The 19,024-nt window shown below is 72.0% G+C and carries 20 protein-coding genes; 6 read left to right on the top strand and 14 right to left on the bottom strand.

Annotated elements, in window-relative coordinates; translation table 11 throughout:
- The first annotated feature begins 5 nt into the window (after nt 1-5).
- The gene (locus tag LNK82_RS40625; RefSeq protein ID WP_230572195.1) at nt 6-305 is read left to right on the top strand and encodes a hypothetical protein; all 300 of its coding nucleotides are present in this window, start codon (nt 6-8) and stop codon (nt 303-305) included.
- 16 nt (nt 306-321) lie between these two features.
- Here LNK82_RS40625 and hutI read toward each other — a convergent pair whose 3' ends face one another.
- From hutI to hutH, 7 genes are read right to left on the bottom strand one after another with little or no spacing between them, the layout of a single operon-like run.
- Nucleotides 322-1,467, bottom strand: coding sequence for an imidazolonepropionase (gene hutI, locus LNK82_RS40630; RefSeq protein WP_230572196.1), 1,146 nt, complete (start codon nt 1,465-1,467; stop codon nt 322-324).
- On the bottom strand, nt 1,464-1,664 hold the full coding sequence (locus tag LNK82_RS40635; protein ID WP_230572197.1) for a DUF397 domain-containing protein: 201 nt from the start codon (nt 1,662-1,664) through the stop codon (nt 1,464-1,466). Before LNK82_RS40635 ends, hutI begins: the two co-directional genes overlap by 4 nt.
- Entirely contained in the window at nt 1,661-2,497 is an 837-nt protein-coding gene (locus LNK82_RS40640; protein ID WP_268997904.1) for a helix-turn-helix domain-containing protein, read from the bottom strand. The genes LNK82_RS40635 and LNK82_RS40640 overlap by 4 nt, the downstream gene beginning before the upstream one ends.
- 51 nt (nt 2,498-2,548) lie before the next feature.
- Nucleotides 2,549-3,817, bottom strand: a complete 1,269-nt coding sequence (locus tag LNK82_RS40645) for a formimidoylglutamate deiminase (RefSeq protein WP_230572199.1) — start codon at nt 3,815-3,817, stop codon at nt 2,549-2,551.
- Nucleotides 3,814-4,992: an allantoate amidohydrolase gene (locus LNK82_RS40650; RefSeq protein ID WP_230572200.1), complete on the bottom strand. Its 1,179-nt coding sequence runs from the start codon at nt 4,990-4,992 to the stop codon at nt 3,814-3,816. Before LNK82_RS40650 ends, LNK82_RS40645 begins: the two co-directional genes overlap by 4 nt.
- Nucleotides 4,985-6,628: a urocanate hydratase gene (hutU, locus tag LNK82_RS40655; protein WP_230572201.1), complete on the bottom strand. Its 1,644-nt coding sequence runs from the start codon at nt 6,626-6,628 to the stop codon at nt 4,985-4,987. The genes LNK82_RS40650 and hutU overlap by 8 nt, the downstream gene beginning before the upstream one ends.
- Nucleotides 6,628-8,133, bottom strand: a complete 1,506-nt coding sequence (gene hutH, locus LNK82_RS40660) for a histidine ammonia-lyase (protein ID WP_230572202.1) — start codon at nt 8,131-8,133, stop codon at nt 6,628-6,630. The genes hutU and hutH overlap by 1 nt, the downstream gene beginning before the upstream one ends.
- Before the next feature lie 139 nt (nt 8,134-8,272).
- Between hutH and LNK82_RS40665 the strand changes: the two genes are divergently transcribed.
- Genes LNK82_RS40665 through LNK82_RS40675 form a run of 3 tightly spaced genes read left to right on the top strand, consistent with a single transcriptional unit; the run spans nt 8,273 to nt 10,775 of the window.
- Complete coding sequence (locus LNK82_RS40665; RefSeq protein WP_230572203.1) at nt 8,273-9,217, top strand: ABC transporter ATP-binding protein; 945 nt, start codon at nt 8,273-8,275, stop codon at nt 9,215-9,217.
- A gap of 3 nt (nt 9,218-9,220) precedes the next feature.
- On the top strand, nt 9,221-9,988 hold the full coding sequence (locus tag LNK82_RS40670) for an ABC transporter permease (protein ID WP_230572204.1): 768 nt from the start codon (nt 9,221-9,223) through the stop codon (nt 9,986-9,988).
- Nucleotides 9,981-10,775 carry an ABC transporter permease gene (locus LNK82_RS40675; RefSeq protein WP_230572205.1) on the top strand — a complete coding sequence of 265 codons (795 nt, stop codon included), beginning with the start codon at nt 9,981-9,983 and terminating at the stop codon, nt 10,773-10,775. The genes LNK82_RS40670 and LNK82_RS40675 overlap by 8 nt, the downstream gene beginning before the upstream one ends.
- A gap of 83 nt (nt 10,776-10,858) precedes the next feature.
- Here LNK82_RS40675 and LNK82_RS40680 read toward each other — a convergent pair whose 3' ends face one another.
- Both LNK82_RS40680 and LNK82_RS40685 read right to left on the bottom strand, forming a co-directional pair.
- Nucleotides 10,859-11,878: a hypothetical protein gene (locus tag LNK82_RS40680; RefSeq protein WP_230572206.1), complete on the bottom strand. Its 1,020-nt coding sequence runs from the start codon at nt 11,876-11,878 to the stop codon at nt 10,859-10,861.
- Nucleotides 11,875-12,354 carry a SigE family RNA polymerase sigma factor gene (locus LNK82_RS40685; protein WP_230572207.1) on the bottom strand — a complete coding sequence of 160 codons (480 nt, stop codon included), beginning with the start codon at nt 12,352-12,354 and terminating at the stop codon, nt 11,875-11,877. The genes LNK82_RS40680 and LNK82_RS40685 overlap by 4 nt, the downstream gene beginning before the upstream one ends.
- A 45-nt stretch (nt 12,355-12,399) precedes the next feature.
- On the opposite strand from LNK82_RS40685, the gene LNK82_RS40690 reads away from it, so the two are divergent.
- Nucleotides 12,400-13,170 (top strand): IclR family transcriptional regulator, encoded by a 771-nt coding sequence (locus tag LNK82_RS40690; protein WP_230572208.1) that lies wholly within the window; start codon nt 12,400-12,402, stop codon nt 13,168-13,170.
- A 14-nt stretch (nt 13,171-13,184) separates the two neighbouring features.
- Here the strand turns inward: LNK82_RS40690 and LNK82_RS40695 are convergent, their stop codons facing one another.
- The 5 genes from LNK82_RS40695 to LNK82_RS40715 form a co-directional block, all read right to left on the bottom strand.
- Nucleotides 13,185-13,841 (bottom strand): hypothetical protein, encoded by a 657-nt coding sequence (locus tag LNK82_RS40695; RefSeq protein WP_230572209.1) that lies wholly within the window; start codon nt 13,839-13,841, stop codon nt 13,185-13,187.
- A 154-nt stretch (nt 13,842-13,995) separates the two neighbouring features.
- On the bottom strand, nt 13,996-14,880 hold the full coding sequence (locus LNK82_RS40700; RefSeq protein ID WP_230572210.1) for an ABC transporter substrate-binding protein: 885 nt from the start codon (nt 14,878-14,880) through the stop codon (nt 13,996-13,998).
- Complete coding sequence (locus LNK82_RS40705; protein ID WP_372470781.1) at nt 14,877-15,638, bottom strand: ABC transporter permease; 762 nt, start codon at nt 15,636-15,638, stop codon at nt 14,877-14,879. The genes LNK82_RS40700 and LNK82_RS40705 overlap by 4 nt, the downstream gene beginning before the upstream one ends.
- On the bottom strand, nt 15,638-16,243 hold the full coding sequence (locus LNK82_RS40710; protein WP_268997918.1) for an ABC transporter permease: 606 nt from the start codon (nt 16,241-16,243) through the stop codon (nt 15,638-15,640). The genes LNK82_RS40705 and LNK82_RS40710 overlap by 1 nt, the downstream gene beginning before the upstream one ends.
- A gap of 49 nt (nt 16,244-16,292) precedes the next feature.
- Entirely contained in the window at nt 16,293-17,342 is a 1,050-nt protein-coding gene (locus LNK82_RS40715) for an ABC transporter ATP-binding protein (RefSeq protein WP_230572213.1), read from the bottom strand.
- A gap of 116 nt (nt 17,343-17,458) precedes the next feature.
- Between LNK82_RS40715 and LNK82_RS40720 the strand changes: the two genes are divergently transcribed.
- The gene (locus LNK82_RS40720; protein ID WP_230572236.1) at nt 17,459-19,000 is read left to right on the top strand and encodes a bis-aminopropyl spermidine synthase family protein; all 1,542 of its coding nucleotides are present in this window, start codon (nt 17,459-17,461) and stop codon (nt 18,998-19,000) included.
- Nucleotides 19,001-19,024: the final 24 nt, after the last annotated feature.

Genomic DNA, 19,024 nt, shown 5'->3' on the forward strand with positions numbered 1-19,024 from the left:
GGACCATGTTCGCGCACTTGGGCACCTTCACGATCGAGGCCGACGTCCGGCACTGCCTGGACCTCGCCGCGGCGGCACTGCGCCGGTACGGGCTGGACGCCTGGTTCCCGCCGGACGACGGCGAGTTCGTCATCGTCGGTGGGGACGACCGAGTTGCCGTGCAGGTCTCCTGCGCGCCGGTGCAGGACGCGACCTGGGTGGCCGTGGTCGGCTACTCGACCGACGCCGCGGTCGCCGAGTACGGCCGCAACGCGATCCGCGCGCACATGACCAACCCCGCGTCACCCCCGCTCCCGCCGCCCTGACGGGTGCGGGACGCCGTCACCGCTGTCGAACGCCTGCTCGCCACACCGCGTGGGTGAGCGGGACGCCCGGGCGGTACGCCAGGTGCGTGGTCGAGGGCGCGTCGAGCACGTGGACGTCGGCGCGGGCACCCGGTGACAGGTGGCCGACGTCTGTGCGGTGGAGGGCTTTCGCGCCGCTCAGCGTGGCGGCGGTGACGGCCTCCTCGATGGTCAGGTGCATCTGGAGGACCGCTGTCGTGATGCAGTAGGCCATCGAGGTCGTGTAGGAGCTGCCCGGGTTGCAGTTGCTCGCGAGGGCGACCGTCGCGCCCGCGTCGAGGAGGCGACGGGCCGGTGGCAGCGATTGGCGGGTCGACAGGTCGCAGGCGGGCAGCAGGGTGGCGACGGTGGACGAGTGCGCCAACGCGTCGACGTCGGCGGCCGAGAGGTACGTGCAGTGGTCGACGCTGGCCGCGCCCAGCTCCACCGCCAGCCCGACGCCGGGGCCCTCACCCAGCTGGTTGCCGTGCACCCGCAGCCCCAGGCCCTTGGCCCGCGCGGCTTCGAGCACGGCCCGGGACTGGTCGGCGTCGAACGCGCCCCGCTCGCAGAACACGTCCGCCCACCGCACGTGCGGCGCGACGGCGTCCAGCATCCCGCCGACCACCAACGACACGTACTCGTCCGCGTCCGCTCCCGGCGGCACCAGGTGCGCGCCCAGGAAGGTGACCTCGTCGGCCACGTCCGCCGCGATCCGCGCCGACCGCACCTCGTCCTCGACGGTCAGCCCGTAGCCGGTCTTGGTCTCGATCGTGGTCGTGCCCTGGGCGACGGCCTCGCCGACCAGCCGGCGCAGGTTCGCCGCGAGCTCGTCGTCCGACGCCTCCCGGGTAGCGCCGACCGTCACCGCGATCCCACCGGCCGCGTACGCCTGACCGGCCATGCGGGCTTCGAACTCGGCCGTCCGGTCGCCCGCGAACACCAGGTGCGTGTGGCTGTCCACCCAGCCCGGGAGGACCGCCCGCCCCTCCACGTCGATCCGGGTGTCGGCGGCCGGCGCGGAGGACGCGGGGCCCACCCACTCCACGCGGTCGGTGAAGACGAGGGCGGCATCGGCGAGGCGACCCAGCTCGGGGTCGTTCGTGGTCAACTCACCGATACCGGTGACGAGCGTGCTGCTCACGACCGCACGAACCGCTGCCACGCGGACGCCGAGAAGGCCAACCTGCCCGCATCGGGCTTCTTCGAGTCCCGAACCGCCACGACCGGGGAGGCGAAGGCCACCTCGACGCAGTTGCCTTCGTTACCACCGCCGCTGCGACTGCTCTTCCGCCACACCGCACCGGTGAGGTCCATAGTGGACAACAGGTCGCCTCTCATTCCTGCTCGGCGATGATCTGCTCGATGAAGGCGACCGAGTCCTGTGGACTGAGCGCCCGATCGAGCAAGTGGTCGAACAGCAGCTTAGCCCGCCACACCTCGTCGGGTTCCTCTACTTGGATGGAGCCGGTCGGGTACTCGACGTACAGGATGGTCCGGTCTTCCGGATCGGGGAAGTCCAACAGGGTGAAGGAACCGGTCTGTCCGCCATGTGCGCCGATGCCCCTCGGCAGGACGCGCAAGGTCACAGTGCTCAGCTCGGCCATCATGACCAGGTGTTCGAGCTGATCGCGCATGACAGCCGGGCCACCGATCGTCTGGCGAAGCGCGGACTCATCGAGGAGGGCGGACAGGTGCAGGGGGTCTTCCTCATCGATCAGCCGCCGCTGCCGGATGGTCCGGACCTCGACCTGCGCGTTGAGCTCAGTCCGGGTGCGCTTGAGCGCGTCCGCCTCGAAGACCGCCCGCATGTAGGGCTGGGTTTGGAGCAGACCAGGGACGTAGATGAGCGCTACTTCCCGGATCTCCGTCGCCTCGGTCTCCAGGTCGACGTAGCCCAAGGCCCTCATACCGAACTTCATCCACCACTGCGGCTTCAGGGCATCGCGGACGTCGTCGATGAGGTGCGGGTCGTACTGGTCGTAGACATCCATCATCGAGCGGGCGAGGTGGACGTCGACTTTCGTCTCCCCCGCTTCCAGGCGGTAGAGGCTGTTGCGGTGCTTGTCCAGGGCGATGGCGGCGTCTTCGATGGTCATACCTGCCGCCTCGCGCATCCGGCGCAAGCGGCGGGCCAACTTCCTGCGGCGAAAGGTCGGGCGCGGTGGTGGCATGAAGCCATGATCCTGAGCGGGAGTGCGGCGAGTGGGAATCTCGCCACCCGATCAGGCGAGTACATCGCTCAGCAGCCGCGCGACGTCTCCCAGCTGCTCGTGCACACCATCGCGGGCTACGACCTTCCCCCCTACTACTACGACAGAGACGTCGGAGGCGGTGGCGGCCAGGACCAGTTGCTCGGGCGAGGTGCCGGCGGTGCGGACCGAGTTCACCCGAATGGCTACGAGATCAGCCGGTGCGCCCACCTCGATCCGACCGGCGTCGGGCCAGCCGATCGAGGCGTGGTTCGTCAGTGCCGCAACGAGGTCCGCCGGCGCGAATCGGCCGCGTTCACCCGTCCGCAGGCGCTCGTGGTGCTCCAACGCCCGCGCCTCCAACAACGGGTCGATCACCGCGTGCTGGTCGCTGCCCAACGACAGCGGCGACCCGGCTTCGACCAACTCCCGCGCCGGGCCGATGCCGTCCGCCAGGTCCGCCTCCGTCGTCGGGCAGAAGCAGACACCGGTGCGCGTCGAGCCGAGCAGGCCGATGTCCTTAGTGGACAGATGAGTCGCGTGCACGGCTGTCGTGCGCGGCGTCAGGGCGCCGGCCTCGGCCAGCAACTCGGTAGGGGTGAGGCCGTACGCCGCCAGGCACGCCTCGTTCTCGGCCGGTTGCTCCGACAGGTGGACGTGCAGCGGCCGATCGGGGAACGCGCCAGCTACCAGCGACAACGTTTCACGTGGCACCGCGCGGACGGAGTGGATCGCCGCGCCGATCCTGGTGTTCTCGTCACCGCGCAGCTCAGCGACCCTGTCCAACCACCGGTCCCCGGTCCCGTCGGAGAACCGCTCCTGCACCCCGCGCACGGGCTGCCCGATCCCACCCGCGAGGTAGCAAGCGTCCAACAGGGTGAGCCTGATCCCGGCGTCACGCGCCGCCTGTCGCAACGCCTCCGCCATCTCGTTGCCGCCGTTGTGCAGGTAGTGGAACTCGCCCACCGCCGTCACCCCGGCCACGGCCATCTCCGCGTACACGGCCGTGGCCAGCTTCAGGTACGAGTCGGGCGTCAACCGCTCGGCCACCGCGTACATCCGGTCGCGCCACGTCCAGAACGTGCCGCCGTCGGAGTTCGTGCGCCCGCGCAACGCCCGGTGGAACGCGTGCGAGTGCGCGTTCGCGAAACCCGGGAGCACCAGGCCGTGGAGCCGTTCCACGCCGAGCGGAATCGTGTCCACAGTGGACACGGCGGCGATCCGCCCCCGGTCCACGCGCACCAGCACCCGCTCCGCGACACCGTCCGGCAGCCACACCTGCTCGCACCAGAAGCTCTTCATCGCGTCAGGTGCTCCAACGTCGTCGCCAGCGCCAGCACGCCCGCCGCGCAGTCGTCCGCCTCGGCGAACTCCGCCGGCGCGTGGCTGATCCCGGTGGGGTTGCGCACGAACAGCATGGCGGTGGGCACGTGCGCCGCCAGGATCCCGGCGTCGTGACCGGCGCCGGTCGGCAACGCGGGCGTGTCGTCGCCGAGCGCGTCCCGCACGCGGGACATGAGGCCGGGGTCGAAGTGCACCGTCGGGCCCCAGCTCTCCTCGGTCACGCGCACCTCGCAGCCCTCCGAGGCAGCCGCCTCACGCGCCGCCGACGTGATCTCCGAGACCACCTCGCGGGTGCGCGGCTCGTCGTCGGCCCGCGCGTCCAGCCACACGTCCACCGACGACGCGATCACGTTGGTGCCGCCGGGGTTCGGCACGACCCGGCCGACCGTGGCCCGCGCGCCGGAAGTGGCCGCACGGCGGGCGGCCAGCACCAGCTGCGCGGCGGGCAGCATCGGGTCGCGCCGGTCCTCGATCACCGTCGCCCCGGCGTGGTTGCCCTCGCCGCTGAACGTGTACCGCCACCGGCCGTGCGCCAGGATCGAGCTCGCCAACCCCACCGGCACCTCCAACCCGCGCCCCTGCTCCACGTGCAGCTCGACGAACGCGCCGACGGACGACAGCGCCCGGTCGTCCCGACCCATCCGCAACGGGTCGAACCCGGCCGCGTGGGCGGCCTCGCCGAACGTGACGCCGTCCGCGTCCACCAGCTTGGCCGCGGCCTCGGCCGTGATCGCGCCCGTCATCAGGCGCGACCCGAGGCAGGCGACGCCGAAGCGCCCGCCCTCCTCCTCCACGAACACGACGATCGCCAGCGGCTTCGAGGGCACGAACCCGCGAGCGCGCAGCAGGTCGAACGCCTGCAACGCCGACACCACGCCCAACGGCCCGTCGAACGCGCCGCCGCCGGGCACCGAGTCGAGGTGGCTGCCGGTGATCACCGCGTCCGGCCCCGGCGCGCCCCACCACGCCCACAGGTTGCCGTTGCGGTCGGGCCGCACGTCCAGCCCCCGCCGCTCGGCCTCTTCCACGAACCACGCCCGCAGCTCCCGCTCGACCCGGTCGAAGCCGTGCCGCGAGTAGCCGCCGCGCCGCGCGTCACGTCCGACGTCGGCGATGTCCGCGAGGTCAGTCATCGGCGCTCATCGGGATCGGGACGTGCTTCGACGCGGCCACGTCGACCGCCCGCTGGTACCCGGCGTCCACGTGCCGGATCACGCCCATGGCGGGGTCGTTGGTCAGCACCCGCTCGATCTTCTGCGCCGCCAGCGGCGTGCCGTCCGCGACCGTGACCTGACCGGCGTGGATGGACCGGCCGATGCCGACGCCGCCGCCGTGGTGCAGCGACACCCAGGTCGCCCCGGACGCGGTGTTGACCAGGGCGTTGAGCAGCGGCCAGTCGGCGATCGCGTCCGAGCCGTCGGCCATCGCCTCGGTCTCCCGGTACGGCGACGCGACCGAGCCGCAGTCGAGGTGGTCGCGCCCGATCACGATCGGCGCGGACAGCTCGCCCGACGCCACCATCTCGTTGAACTTCAGGCCCGCGAGGTGGCGCTCGCCGTACCCGAGCCAGCAGATGCGGGCGGGCAGGCCCTGGAACTCCACGCGCTCACCGGCCATCTTGATCCACCGCGCGAGCTGCTCGTTCTCCGGGAACAGCTCCAGGATCGCCCGGTCGGTCTTCGCGATGTCGGCCGGGTCGCCGGACAGCGCGGCCCAGCGGAACGGGCCCTTGCCCTCGCAGAACAGCGGTCGGATGTAGGCGGGCACGAAGCCGGGGAAGTCGAACGCCCGCTCGTAGCCGCCGAGCTTGGCCTCGCCGCGGATGGAGTTGCCGTAGTCGAAGACCTCGGCACCGCGGTCGAGGAAGCCCACCATGGCCTCGACGTGGTCGGCCATCGACTCGCGGGCCCGGTCGGTGAACTCGTCGGGCTTCTCGGCGGCGTAGTCGGGCCAGTCCTCGACCGCGACGCCCTTCGGGCAGTACGCCAGCGGGTCGTGCGCGGAGGTCTGGTCGGTGACGATGTCCACCGGCACGTCGCGGCGCAGCAGCTCCGGCAGCACCTCGGCGGCGTTGCCGATCAGGCCGACCGACAGCGCCCGGCCCTCGGACTTCGCGGCGAGCACGCGGGCGATCGCGTCGTCGAGGTCGTCGGCGATCTCGTCCAGGTAGCGGGTCTCCACGCGGCGGCGGGCGCGCTGCGGGTCGACCTCGACGCACAGGGCGACGCCCTCGTTCATGGTGACCGCGAGCGGTTGCGCGCCGCCCATGCCGCCGAGGCCCGCGGTCACGGTGAGGGTGCCGCGCAGGGTGCCGTCGAACCGCTTGGTGGCCACGGCGGCGAACGTCTCGAACGTGCCCTGGAGGATGCCCTGGGTGCCGATGTAGATCCACGAACCGGCCGTCATCTGGCCGTACATGGTCAGGCCCTCGGCTTCCAGCCGGCGGAACTCGGGCCAGTTCGCCCAGTCCGGCACGAGGTTGGAGTTCGCGATGAGCACGCGCGGCGCCCACTCGTGCGTCCGCATGACGCCGACCGGGCGGCCGGACTGCACGAGCAGCGTCTCGTCGTCGGCGAGGTTCGCCAGCTCGCGGCTGATGGCGTGGAAGCTCGGCCAGTCGCGGGCGGCCTTGCCCGTGCCGCCGTAGACGACCAGGTCCTCGGGGCGTTCGGCCACGTCCGGGTCGAGGTTGTTGTGGAACATCCGCAGCGCGGCCTCGGTCGGCCAGCTGCGGGCGGTCAGTTCGGTCCCTCGGGCAGCGCGCACCATCACAGGGTTCCCTTCCGGATGAGCTCTTCGGCGGCGGCGATCTCGGGCGCGAGGTGGCGGTCCGGGCCGGGGCCCTCGACGTGCTCGCGGAGCTTCGCGATGGCCGCGGCGGTGGCGGGTGCGGGGTTGAGCGGTTTGCGCAGGTCCAGCGCGCGGGCGGCGGTCAGGAACTCGATCGCGAGGACCCGGCGCAGGCCGTCGACGGACTGGCGCAGCTTGCGCGCGGCGGACCAGCCCATGGAGACGTGGTCCTCCTGCATCGCGCTGCTCGGGATCGAGTCGACGGACGCGGGCACGGCCAGGCGCTTGAGCTCGCTGACGATCGCGGCCTGCGTGTACTGGGCGATCATGTGGCCGGAGTCGACGCCCGGGTCGTGGGCCAGGAACGGCGGCAGGCCGTGCGACCGGTTCACGTCGAGCATCCGGTCGGTGCGGCGTTCCGCGATGCTCGCCACGTCCGCGGTGGGGATGGCGAGGAAGTCCAGCACGTAGGCGATCGGCGCGCCGTGGAAGTTGCCGTTGGACTCGACCCGGCCGTCGGCCAGCACCACCGGGTTGTCGATGGAGGAGGCCAGCTCGCGGTCGGCGACGGTCTCGGCGTAGGCGACGGTGTCCCGGGCCGCGCCGTGCACCTGCGGCGAGCAGCGCAGCGAGTAGGCGTCCTGCACGCGCGTGCAGTCCGGGCCGCGGTGGCTGTCCATGATCTCGGAGTCGCGCAGGATCTCCGCCATGCGCCGCGCGGACCGGCCCTGGCCGGGGTGCGGGCGCAGGGCCTGGAGGTCGGCGGCGAACACGCGGTCCGTGCCGAGGAGGGCCTCCACGCTCATCGCGGCGGTCAGGTCGGCGACGTCGAGCAGGTAGTTCAGGTCCTTCACCGCCAGGATCAGCATGCCGAGCATGCCGTCCGTGCCGTTGATCAGCGCCAGGCCTTCCTTCTCGGCCAGGCGGACGGGCCGGATGCCCGCCTTCGCGAGGGCCTGCGCGGCGGGGACCAGGTTGCCGTCGGCGTCGCGGACGTCGCCCTCACCGGTGAGCGCGAGGGCGGCGGCGGACAGCGGCGCGAGGTCGCCCGAGCAGCCGAGCGAGCCGAACTCGTGCACGACCGGGGTGATGCCGGCGTTGAGCATCGCGGCCATCGCCTCGGCGGTCTCCAGCCGCACGCCGGTGTGGCCGCTCGCCAGGGTCTTGAGGCGGAGCAGGACGAGGGCGCGCACGACCTCGCGCTCGACCTCGGGACCCGCGCCCGCGGCGTGCGAGCGGACCAGGGACTGCTGGAGGGCGGCACGGCGGTCCGGCGGGATGTGCCGGACGGCCAGCGCGCCGAAGCCCGTCGACACGCCGTAGGTCGGCTGCTCGGCCGTGGCCAGGCGTTCGATGTGCGCCCGGGCGGTGGTGACCGCCTCGCGGGCCGCCTCCGTGATCTCCACGGGTGCGTCACCCCGGGCGACGGCGTGGACGTCGTCGCGGGTCAGCGGTGTCGGACCCAGCTGCACGGGTTGCTGCATGTGCCCATCTCAACCCGGCGGCCCGATCCGCACGACCCGACATCCGCCGATCGTGTCTGGTATCCGAGACGGCTCGGCCAACCAAAACCACTCCTCACGCGTCCTGCCCGACCGGTAGCTTCGGAAAACCACCATGGGGGTGACCGTGAGTGTCCGCGTGCAGGACCTGACCAGGACGTTCCGCAAGGGCAAGGGCTGGCGGCCCAGGGGCGAGGAGGTGACCGCGCTCGCCGGGCTCACGCTGGACGTCCCGACGAACGAGGTCCACGGCCTGCTCGGCCCGAACGGGGCGGGCAAGACCACGCTGTGCAAGATCCTGTCCACGATCCTGCTGCCGACCTCGGGCAGCGCCGAGGTGCTCGGCCACGACGTCGTGACCGGCGCGGCCGAGATCAGGCACCTCATCGGCATCGTGTTCGGCGGCGAGCGAGGCCTCTACGGGAAGCTGACCGCGCGGCAGACCCTGCGCTACTGGGCCGCGCTCTACAAGCTCCCGGACGCACAGGCGAAGGTCCGCACCGACGAGCTGCTGGCGCGCCTCGGCCTCGCGGACAAGGCCGACGACCTCGTGGAGACGTTCTCGCGGGGCATGAAGCAGCGCGTGCACCTGGCCCGCGGCCTGATCGGCGACCCGGAGCTGATCCTCTTCGACGAGCCGACCACCGGCATGGACCCGGTGGCCGCGCGCGACTTCCGCACGCTCATCGGCGAGCTGCGCGACGAAGGCCGCACCATCCTCATCACGACCCACGACATGGACGAGGCCGAAGAGGTCTGCGACCGCGTCACGCTGATCGACAAGGGGCGCGTGCTGGCCACCGAGTCGCCGCGCGGCCTGGCCGCGATGTCCGGCCTGCACCGCTGGGTCGAGGCCGAGACGTCGCTGGACGTCACCGGCATCCCCGGCGTGGTGGACACCGAGACCCGCAACGGCGTGCTGCGCGTCAAGACGACCGACGACCGGGCGGCGCGCGCGGTGCTGGACTTCCTGCTGGACCGCGGTGTGCGCTCGGTGCACGCCGTGCCGCCCCGGCTGGAGGACGTCTACCTGGACCTCATCGGCCGTCGCGGCATGGAGGTCTGAGCGGTGCGCCTGTTCCTGTCCGGGGTGCGCACGCAGTTCTGGCTGATCCGCAGGCAGCCCGACGAACTGCTGACGCTGTGCACGATCCCGTTCACCGTGGTGATGATGCTGTCGGTCGTGATGCACGCGGCCCGCCCCGACCTGGTCGCCAACGCCTTCCTCGCGCCCACCCTGATGGGGTTGTGGGGCTTCGCCACGGGACTGGCGACGGTCGTGCTGGTCGGCGAGCGCTGGACCAGGACGCTGGAGCTGGGCATGGCCGCGCCCGGCGCCTTGCACTCCGTCTACCTCGGTCGGATCTCGGCGGTGATGGTGCTGGGCGTCGTCCCCCTCGGCGAGACGTGGCTGCTGGGCGAGCTCCTGTTCGGCGTGACGCCGGCGGTGCACCACCCGTGGGTGTTCTGGGCGGCCATGGCGGCGTCGGTGTTCGCGATGATCGGCACCAGCCTGCTGCTGGCGGCGTCCATGCTGCTGACCAAGAACAGCAACAACTACCTGAACTTCCTCAGCTTCCCGATCTACCTGCTGTCCGGCGTGATGGTCCCGGTGCACTACCTGCCGGAGCCGCTGCAACCGCTGTCCCACGTGATCTTCCTGTCGTGGTCGGCCGACCTGATGCGCGACGCCATGGCCGCCGGCCCCGTCGCCGACGTCGGCTGGCGGCTGCTGACGATCACCGGGCTCGGCGTCGCGGCGCTGGTCGGCGGGCGGGTGCTGCTGGCGGCCACCCTGCGCCGGGCGCGCGAGCTGGGGGTGGTGACGTATGCGTGACCAGCTGCGGGTGCTCAAGCACGGGCTGATCGCCTCGTGGACGATGTTCTCGGCGTTCCAGACGTGGAAGACGTGGACGTTCATGTGGCTGTCCCGGCTGCTGATCCAGGCGTGCTTCTACGCGCTGATCGGGCGGATGCTCGGGTCGCAGCAGCAGGTCGACTACCTGCTCATCGGCAACGTGGTCGCGATCATGGCCATCGACGCGACCGTCGTCATCCTGCTGGCGGTCGGCGAGCGGCAGTCCGGCACGCTGGCGCTGATGGTCGCCGCGCCGTCCACCCACCTCACCGTGTACCTGGGGCGGGGGTTGGTGAACCTCGGGTCGGGGGTGGCGGCGTCGACCACGGCGTTCCTCGTGCTGCCGCCGTTGTTCGGGGTGGACCTGCCGTGGCCGAAGGCGGGCCTGATCCCGCTGATGATCTTCGTGGTCGGCTTGTCGTGCTACTGCTACGGGACGTGCGTGGCGTCGTTCGTGCTCGGGTTCCCGTCGGCGCGGTGGTTGGCGCTGAACTTCAGCTACCTGGTGCTGATGACGTTCTGTGGGGTGAACGTGCCGACGTCGTTCTGGCCGGACTGGCTGCGGGCGGTCACGTCCGTGCTGCCGATGACGCACGGGCTGGCCGCGATCCGGGCGTTCGTGGCGGGAGGGCCCGCGTCGACCGTGCTCGTGCAGCTCGGGTTGGAGGTGTGCGTCGGCGCGGCGTGGATCGCCGTGGCGGCGGTGAGCTTCAACCGCATGGTCCGGCGCGGGCGGCGTGACGGGACGATCGAGTTCGGCGGCTGAAGCGGGGTGGGCCTCGGGAGTGGAGTGGGCGCTCTGGGGTCGAGCGCCCACCCTCGGCAGGACGCGTGCCGGTTGCCGGACCTCTAGCGGGTGCCGATCCAGGCCGCGTCCGGGTTGGTGTCCACCGCCAGCGCCGCCGCCACGCGCGCCAGCACGTCGACCGGGGCGTGCTCGGTCTCCGCACCGGACGGCACGGGCTTGCCGCCGGGAACCTTGAACTCGCTCGGCGTCACGCGCACCTGGAAGTTCGGCGCGAGCTGGACGGCGAGCAGGCCGAACCCGTCGGCGGAGTAGTGCGCGGGCTTGCCGTCCACGGTGGTGGGGGTGGAGCCGGCCGGCGCCTCGGCGGTCCGCAGCAGCTCCACGTCGTACCGGACGTAATCGAGGTGGCTCGTGCCGGCGATCGCCCAGTCGGTCGCGCTCGGACCGTTCACCACGACGTACGAGTGCCCGTCGAGCGAGAACGGGACGCGCATCGACGTGGGGTCCGCCGTGACGGAGTCGGCGATCCGCCGCACCTGCGCCCGGACGTCCACGCCGGTCACGTTCTCCAGGCTGACGCTGAGGACGCGGTCGGGGGCGGCGTTCCAGTACAGGCTCTCGCCGAACCAGGCTGCGGTGGCGCCGCCGACCGCCGTGCGGTCGCCGACCGGCGCGTTCGCGACCTTCGGTGCCATGTCGTCCGTGATGGCGGTGAAGACGGAGAAGCGGACCAGCGGCGAGCCGGGGTTCGTCGAGCCGGGCGCGTAGATGCGGGAAGTGCCCCAGCCGGCGATCGTGCGCTCCCGCTCGGTGTAGCCGTCGAGCATCGCCCCGGGCCGGTACTCGAGGGCCCGGGTGGGCACGTCGGCGACCGGGGTGGGCGCGGCCGTGGTGGTGAGCTGCCGGGCGGGCGGGGCCTGGCCCACGACCGGCGCGTTCACGGTGGTCACCACCAACGCCGCCGCGGCGGCCGTCGTGCCGGCGGCGGCGAGCACCAGGAGCAGCGGCTTGCGCGTCCGGCGGGGCCGGTGCAGGGCGGCGAGCACCGCTCCGGGCGGCGGCGTGCGCTCGGCCCGGTGGCGCAGGGCGTCGGTGATCAGGGTTTCGGTGGTGTCGTTCACAGCGACTGCCTCACGCGTTCGTCGGCGCGCAGGACTGCCAGCGCGCGGGAGATGTGACTGCGGACCGTGACCTGGGCGCAGCCCAGGACGGTGGCGATCTCGGCGTCGTCGCAGCCCTCGTAGTAGCGGAGGACGACGGCGGCCTTCTGCTTGCGCGGGAGGCGGTCGATGCGCTGGAGCATCGCCTCCCGCTCGTCGTAGTGGTCGGTGGGGTCGGGCTGGGGCGGGTCCACGCCCGTGAGGGGGAGGTGCGCCTTGAGGCGGCGGCGCCAACCGAGGTACTCGTTGGTCACCATCCGCTTGAGGTACGCAGCCGGCACTTCGACCGAGCCGATGCGCGACCACTTCTGCTGTGCCCGGATCAGGACCTCCTGGACCACGTCCTGGGCCAAGTGCGGATCCCCGGTCAGCACGGTGGCGTAGCGCAGCAGCGGGGTCACCTGTGCCGCGGCGAACTCCTCGAAGCCGGTGCTCATACCCCTCCAATGCGCCCCGACCGGGTTTTGTTGAGAATGAGTTCCGTGGGAGGCAGCAGCGACGTGCCGGCGTTGCGCCGAGGGCTCGCCGTGCTGCGCCTGCTGGCGAGCAGGCCCGGCCCGCTGTCGGCGGTGGCGGTCGCCCGGGAGCTCGGTCTGCCCAGGTCCACGACCTACCACCTGCTGGCGGAGCTGACCGCGGCCGGGTTCGCGACGCACTTCCCCGAGGAGCGACGGTACGGGCTCGGCGTGGCGGCGTTCGAGCTCGGGTCGGCCTACCTCCGGCACGATCCGCTGGAGCGCCTGGCCAGGCCCCTGCTCCGGCGCCTGGTCGACACCGTCGGCCGGACCGCCCACTTGGGCGTGCTGCACGGTGCCGAGGCCTTGTACCTGGTGCGGGAGCAACCTCGCCAACCGACCACGATCGTGTCGGACGTGGGCGTGCGGCTGCCGTCACACCTGACCGCGTCGGGCCGGGCGATGCTGGCGAGGTTGCCCGCGGCGCAGGTCAGGGCCCTGTTCCCGGGCCCGTTCGTCGACCGCACGGGGCGGGGACCGCGGAACCTGCCCGCGCTGCGACGGCTGCTGGCCGTCGAGCGACGGCGGGGCTGGGCGGTGGAGGACGGCTACGTGACCGCCGGCTTCGCCTCCGTGGCCGCCCCGGTCTTCGACCACGGCCAACGGCCGATCGCCGCGATCACGGTGACGTTCCGGCACGTGTGCGAGGCGGAGTGCGGGGAGACGTGGCCGGAGCTGGCGGCGGAGGCGCGCCGTGCGGCGGACGAGCTGACCGGCCGGATCGGTGGACGCGGCTGACCGGCCCGCCCGCTCTAGCGCTCGGGGACCTTGGTCAGCCGGTGCGGTTCGGAGGCCGGCGCGCAGGCAGGCACTTCCTCCAGGTAGTTGTCCTCGTTCGCGAGGACGTCCATCTCGGTGGTCTGCTCCCCCGTGCAGCTCAGGACGTAGAGCAGGTGCACGGAACCCACGGGCCACCCGGACGTGTACCCGGAGAGGACCACCGGGTCCTGCCCCACGAACGCCGGGTGGTAGTCGCGCCGCCACAGGAACTTCCTGGACTCGAACCGCTCCCAGTCACCGACGAGTTCCACGACGAGTTGGTAGCTCTCCCCCTCGGGCGGGGCGCACCGCGTGGTCAGGCGGTAGTCGTAACGGTCCCCGATGTCCGACGGCACGTCGATCTCCACGGCCTGCCCCTCACCGCACCCCGGAGCCGCTCCGCTGCCCGGCCCGCCGGCGGTGAACAGCCCGCTGAGCCCGGGTACGAGGACCACCGCGCCGACGACCGCCAGGACCACGGCGAACGCCACGGCGGCGATGAACAGCGGTTTGGGCACGACCCGGGCGGGCGGGGCGTGCAGGTGGACGTCACCGTGGACGGCGCCCACCTGCAACGACGTCCCTTGCACCGCGCCGTCGACGGCGTTGTGCGTATCGCCCGGCACGGCGTCGGCCTTGTCCGCTCCCATCGGCCGATCATCCCGCCGGACGGGACGTGCCGGCCCGCGTTCCGCGCGGGTGTCCCCGTCTTGGAGCAGTCCCCATGCCGCTCCGGGACAGCACGACGGCCCGGCTCCGCCGAATGCCGTCGGTGCGGAGCCGGGCCGTGCGAGAGCGATAGGACTACAGCGAAACGGACTTCAGGAAGTCGGCCGCCACGTTCGCGATCGTCTCCTTGTCCACGTCCACCCGCTTGACGAGATCGGCCAGCTTCTCCGTGGTCAGCGCCGCGGACACCTTGTTCAACGCGTCCTTGCCCTTGGCGTCGACCGCGTCCGACCGCAGCAACGGCACCACGTTCTGCGCCGGGTACATCACCTTCGGGTCTTCCAGCTCCACGAAGTCGTTCGCCTTGATGTCCGCCGACGTCGTGTAGAGGTTGGCCACCTGCACGGTGCCGTCCTTCAGCGCGTCCACCGTGATCGGACCACCCGTGTCGGTCGTCTTGATCTCCGTGAACTTCACCCCGTACAGCTCCTGGATCTTGGCCTCCCAGCGCTGCGCCCACTCACCGGCCGCGCCCAGCGCGTACTTGCCGGAACCGAGGTCGGCGATCGACTTCACGCCGCCGTCCGCGGTGGCCTTGGTGACCACCAGGACGTCCTTGTCCTCCGCGTCCGACTTCTCCAGCACCTCCAGGCCCGACGGCGTCTTGGACTTCAGCGCCGTGTAGACCTCCTCGGCCTCGGTGGTGGTGTTGGTCTTGTCGAAGTAGTTGAGCAGGTTGCCCGTGTACTCCGGCACGACGCCGAGCGACTTGTCCTGCAACGCCTTCACGACCAGCTCGCGCGCTCCGATGCCGGCCTTCACCGTCACCTTCGCGCCGGTCGCCTTCAACGCACCGGCGTAGATCTCGGCCAGGATCTTGTTCTCGGTGAAGTCGGCCGAACCGACCACGACCTCACCCGACGCGGCCTGCTGGCCACCCCCGCCCAGGTCCTCCTTGGACCCGCACGCGGAGACGACCAGGGCGGTCGCCGCGACGACAACGGCCAACGTGCGCTTCATGCCGTACTTCCTCCAGACTCGACCGGCGCCGGCTCTCCCCGACGCCTCGACCGCGACCCGCTCGACCGCGCCTTGCCACTCCCCGCGCGACGAGCCTTGGCCGACAGCCTCAAACCCGCGGGCACGACCAGCCTGCCGACGCCCGCGAGCACCACGTCCAGCACGACCGCGAGCAGCGCGATCAGGATCGCGCCGCCGACGAACTGCCCGTAGTCCAACACCCGCAGGCCGTCCAGCAGGGGACGTCCCAACGTCTCGATACCCACGTACGCCGCCACCGACGCGGTCGCGACCACCTGCAACATGGCGTTGCGCAGACCGCCGACGAGCAGCGGCAGCGCGTTGGGCACCTCGACCCGCCACAACCGCTGCGCGCCGGTCATGCCCATGCCGCTCGCCGCGTCGACCACACCGCGGTCCACGTCCTGGATGCCGGCGTAGGTCCCGGCCAGGATCGGCGGCACGGCCAGCACGACCAAGCCGATCAGCACACCGGTCGTGCCACCGCCCGCCACCAGGTACAGGAACGTGACCAGGCCCAGCGTCGGCAACGCCCGCAGCGCGTTGCTGCCGCCGACCAGCACCACGCCGCCGCGCCCGGTGTGCCCGACGTACAGGCCCAACGGCACGGCGATCAGCGCGGCGCCGAGCACCGCGCCGAAGCAGTACAGCAGGTGGATGCCGACCCGCACCGGGATCGACTTGCCGCCCGACCAGTTCGCCGGGTCGACCAGCCAGGCCAACGCGTCCGCGAAGATCACGGCGCACCACCCGCCCGCACCCACGGTGTCAACCGGTTGCGCAGCAGCACCAGCAGCAGGTCGACCACGAGCGCCAGCACGAGCGTGAGCACGATGCCGATGATGATCGGCGCCAGGTAGCGCTGCCGGAAACCGTCGGTGAACAACGTGCCGAGACCACCCGTGCCGATCAACGCGCCGACGCTGACCAGGCTGATGTTGCTCACCGAGCCGACCCGCACTCCCGCGGCCAGCACCGGCACGGACAGCGGCAGCTCCACGGTGAAGAACCGCCGCAGCGGCCGGAAGCCCATCGCCGTCGCGGCGGCGGTGACGTGCGCGGGCACCGCCGCCAGCGCCTCGGCGACCGGCCGGACCAGCAGCGCGGTCGTGTAGACCGTCAACGCGAGGATCACGTTCAGCGGGTCGAGCACCTGCGTGCCGATGACCGCCGGGATGATCGCGAACAGCGCCAGCGACGGGATCGTGTAGACCACGTTCGACAACCCGATCAGCGCCGCGTTGACCTGGCGGAACCGGTGGCACAGCAACCCGAGCACGATCGCCAGCACGACCGACACGACCAGCGGCACCAGCGACAGGTAGACGTGGTCGAGCAGCATGTCCAGCAGCGCCGCCCTGGTGCCCGCGTCGCTGAGGTACTTCGCGATGTCACCCACGGCGGCTCTCGATCACGTCCAGCACCTGCCGCGCGGTCACCACGCCGGCCAACCGCCCGTCACCGCGCACGGCGACGCCCAGCCCGGACGGCGAGGACAACGCGGCGTCCAGCGCGCCCCGGATCGACGCGCCCACCTCGTACAGCGAACCGCCCGGCACGACCGACGCGTCCGGCGCGACCCAGCCCTGCGGCCGCTGCTCCGCGTCCACCACGAGCCGCCAGTCCGAAGAGGACTCCACCTCGGCGCCCTCGACGACCGTCGGCACCTCGGCCACCTCCACCCCGGACGAGTCCACAAAGGACAAGCTGCGGTAGCCGCGGTCCTTTCCCACGAAGCCCGCCACGAAGTCGTCCGCGGGCCTGGTCAGCAGCTCGGCGGGCGGCGCGTACTGGGCGAGGAAGCCGCCGGTGCGCATCACCGCGACCTTGTCGCCGATCCGGATGGCCTCGTCGATGTCGTGCGTGACGAACACGATGGTCTTGTCCAATTCGGCCTGCAGCCGCAGCAGCTCGTCCTGCAGCCCTTCCCGCACCACCGGGTCGACCGCGCTGAACGGCTCGTCCATCAGCAGCACCGGCGGGTCCGCGGCCAACGCGCGCGCCACGCCGACGCGCTGCTGCTGGCCGCCGGAGAGCTGCACGGGGTAGCGGTGGCCGAGTTCGGCGGGCAGGCCGACCAGCTCCAGCAGCTCGGCGGCGCGCTCCCTGGCCTTGCGGCGCGTCCAACCGAGGAGCAGCGGCACCGTGGCCACGTTGTCCAGCACGGTCCGGTGCGGGAACAGGCCCGCCTGCTGGATCACGTACCCGATCCCGCGCCGCAGTGTGGGCGGATCCACACCCAGCACGTCCGCACCGTCCACCAGGACGGTGCCCGACGTCGGGTCGATCATCCGGTTCACCATGCGCAGGGACGTGGTCTTGCCGCACCCCGACGGTCCGACGAAGACGGTGATCGTGCCCGCCTCGACCACGAGGTCCAGGCCGTTCACCGCGGTGGTCCCGTCGTCGAACCGCTTGGTCACGTCGCGGAACTCGATCACCCGTGGGTCCTCCTGCCGGTGGGCATCAAGCGTCGAACGACCCTAGCCCGTCAGTCCGACCGTGGCACGGCGTTTCAGGATCCGGTCAGTAGGCTGCACCGGTTGTGGCAACCGAAATGGTGCGAGCACTCCTCGCTGAACGCGGCCCGCACGCCCGCAAGCTGCGGCGCGTGGTCGACCTGCTGTCCGGCGACTGGCACACGCTGGCCGAGTTGGTTCGGCTTCCCGCTGTGCCGCGGCGCACCGTGCAGGAGTTGCTGACCGCCGTCGGCGACGACCTGGAGACCAGTCGCGACCGGTTCCGGCTCGCGCCCGCCAAGGCCGCCGACTACGCGGAGTTCCGCGCCGGTGACGACCTGGTGGACCCGGTGGACGCGCTCGTGCCCCGGCACGGCGAGCACCTGCGGTCGATCCTGGCCGACATCGCGGACGTGCCGCCGCCGCTGGCCGCGCTCGACCACGTGCAGGCGACGCCGGAGACGGCGCTGAAGCGCGCGTTGTGGCTGGACACGACCTACGACCTGGCCGGCCGCACGCTGCTGTGCCTCGGCGACCACGACCTGACCTCGCTCGCGGTGTGCGCGGTGAACCCGGCCGTCGAGGTCGTCGTGGTCGATGTGGACGACCGGCTGCTGGAGCACGTCTCGACCCGTGCCCGTGAGCGCGGGTGGTCGGTTCGGACGGTGCACGCGGACTTCCGGTTCGGCCTGCCGCCCGCCGTGCTGGAGTCGGCGGACCTCGTGTTCAGCGATCCGCCGTACACGCCGGAGGGCATGGCGCTGTTCGCCGCGCGTGCGGTCGAGTGCCTGGCCGACCTCGGTCGGGGACGGGTGCTGCTCGCGTACGGGTTCAGCGACCGGACGCCCGCGCTGGGGCTGAAGGTGCAGCAGGAGTTGCAGCGGCTCGGGCTGGTGTTCGAGGCGATCCTGCCCGCGTTCCACCGGTTCGACGGCGCGCAGGCGATCGGCAGCGCGGCCGACCTGTACGTGTGCCGGCCGACGTCCCGCCGTTCGGCGTCACCCGGGTCGGCGAAGACCGCGATCTACACGCACGGCCCGCAGTCGGTGGAGGCGACCGGGCCGGGCTCCGCGGCGCTGGCCGCCCTGGTCGACCTGGCGCCGCGGCCGGAGTCCTCGCCGCCGCCGAAGCCGCGCGCGCCGGGGTGGGCCGACCCGATCGGCAAGGGCGCGGCGTCGTTGGCGGTCGACCTGTCCGGCGACCCCGGGCCGTGGCTGCTGCGGACGCTGCTGGCGTGCTCGCCCGGCCGGATGGCGGCGCTCGTGCCCAACAACCACCCGAACGTGTCCTCAGCGGCGGGTCAGCAGGAGCTGAGGTCGTTGGTGGACACCAGGTTCGCGCTGCGGTTCCTGCGGTCCACTCCGGACGGCAAGCACTGCGTGGTGGTGGCCGACCAGGTGCTGGCGGGCACGTTGGACGTCGGCGGCCTGACCGTGCGGGAAGTGCTCACGCGCGCGCACGGCAAGCTCGGCAACGTGTGGCGCGAGGCGTTGGTCACGGCCACGCGCGGCGCGATGACCAAGCGGGAGGCGCGGGAGCGGATCGGCGAGCACGACGACCTGGAGCTGAGGCTGATCGACCTGCCGCGGCACCGGATCGCCGAGCTGCTGCCGCTGATCCGCGCCTCGGCGTCCCGGTAGCGGGGAGGTTTCCGCCGGAATGCG

It is taken from the genome of Saccharothrix luteola (assembly GCF_020859565.1).
Taxonomy (GTDB): Bacteria; Actinomycetota; Actinomycetes; order Mycobacteriales; family Pseudonocardiaceae; genus Actinosynnema; species Actinosynnema luteola.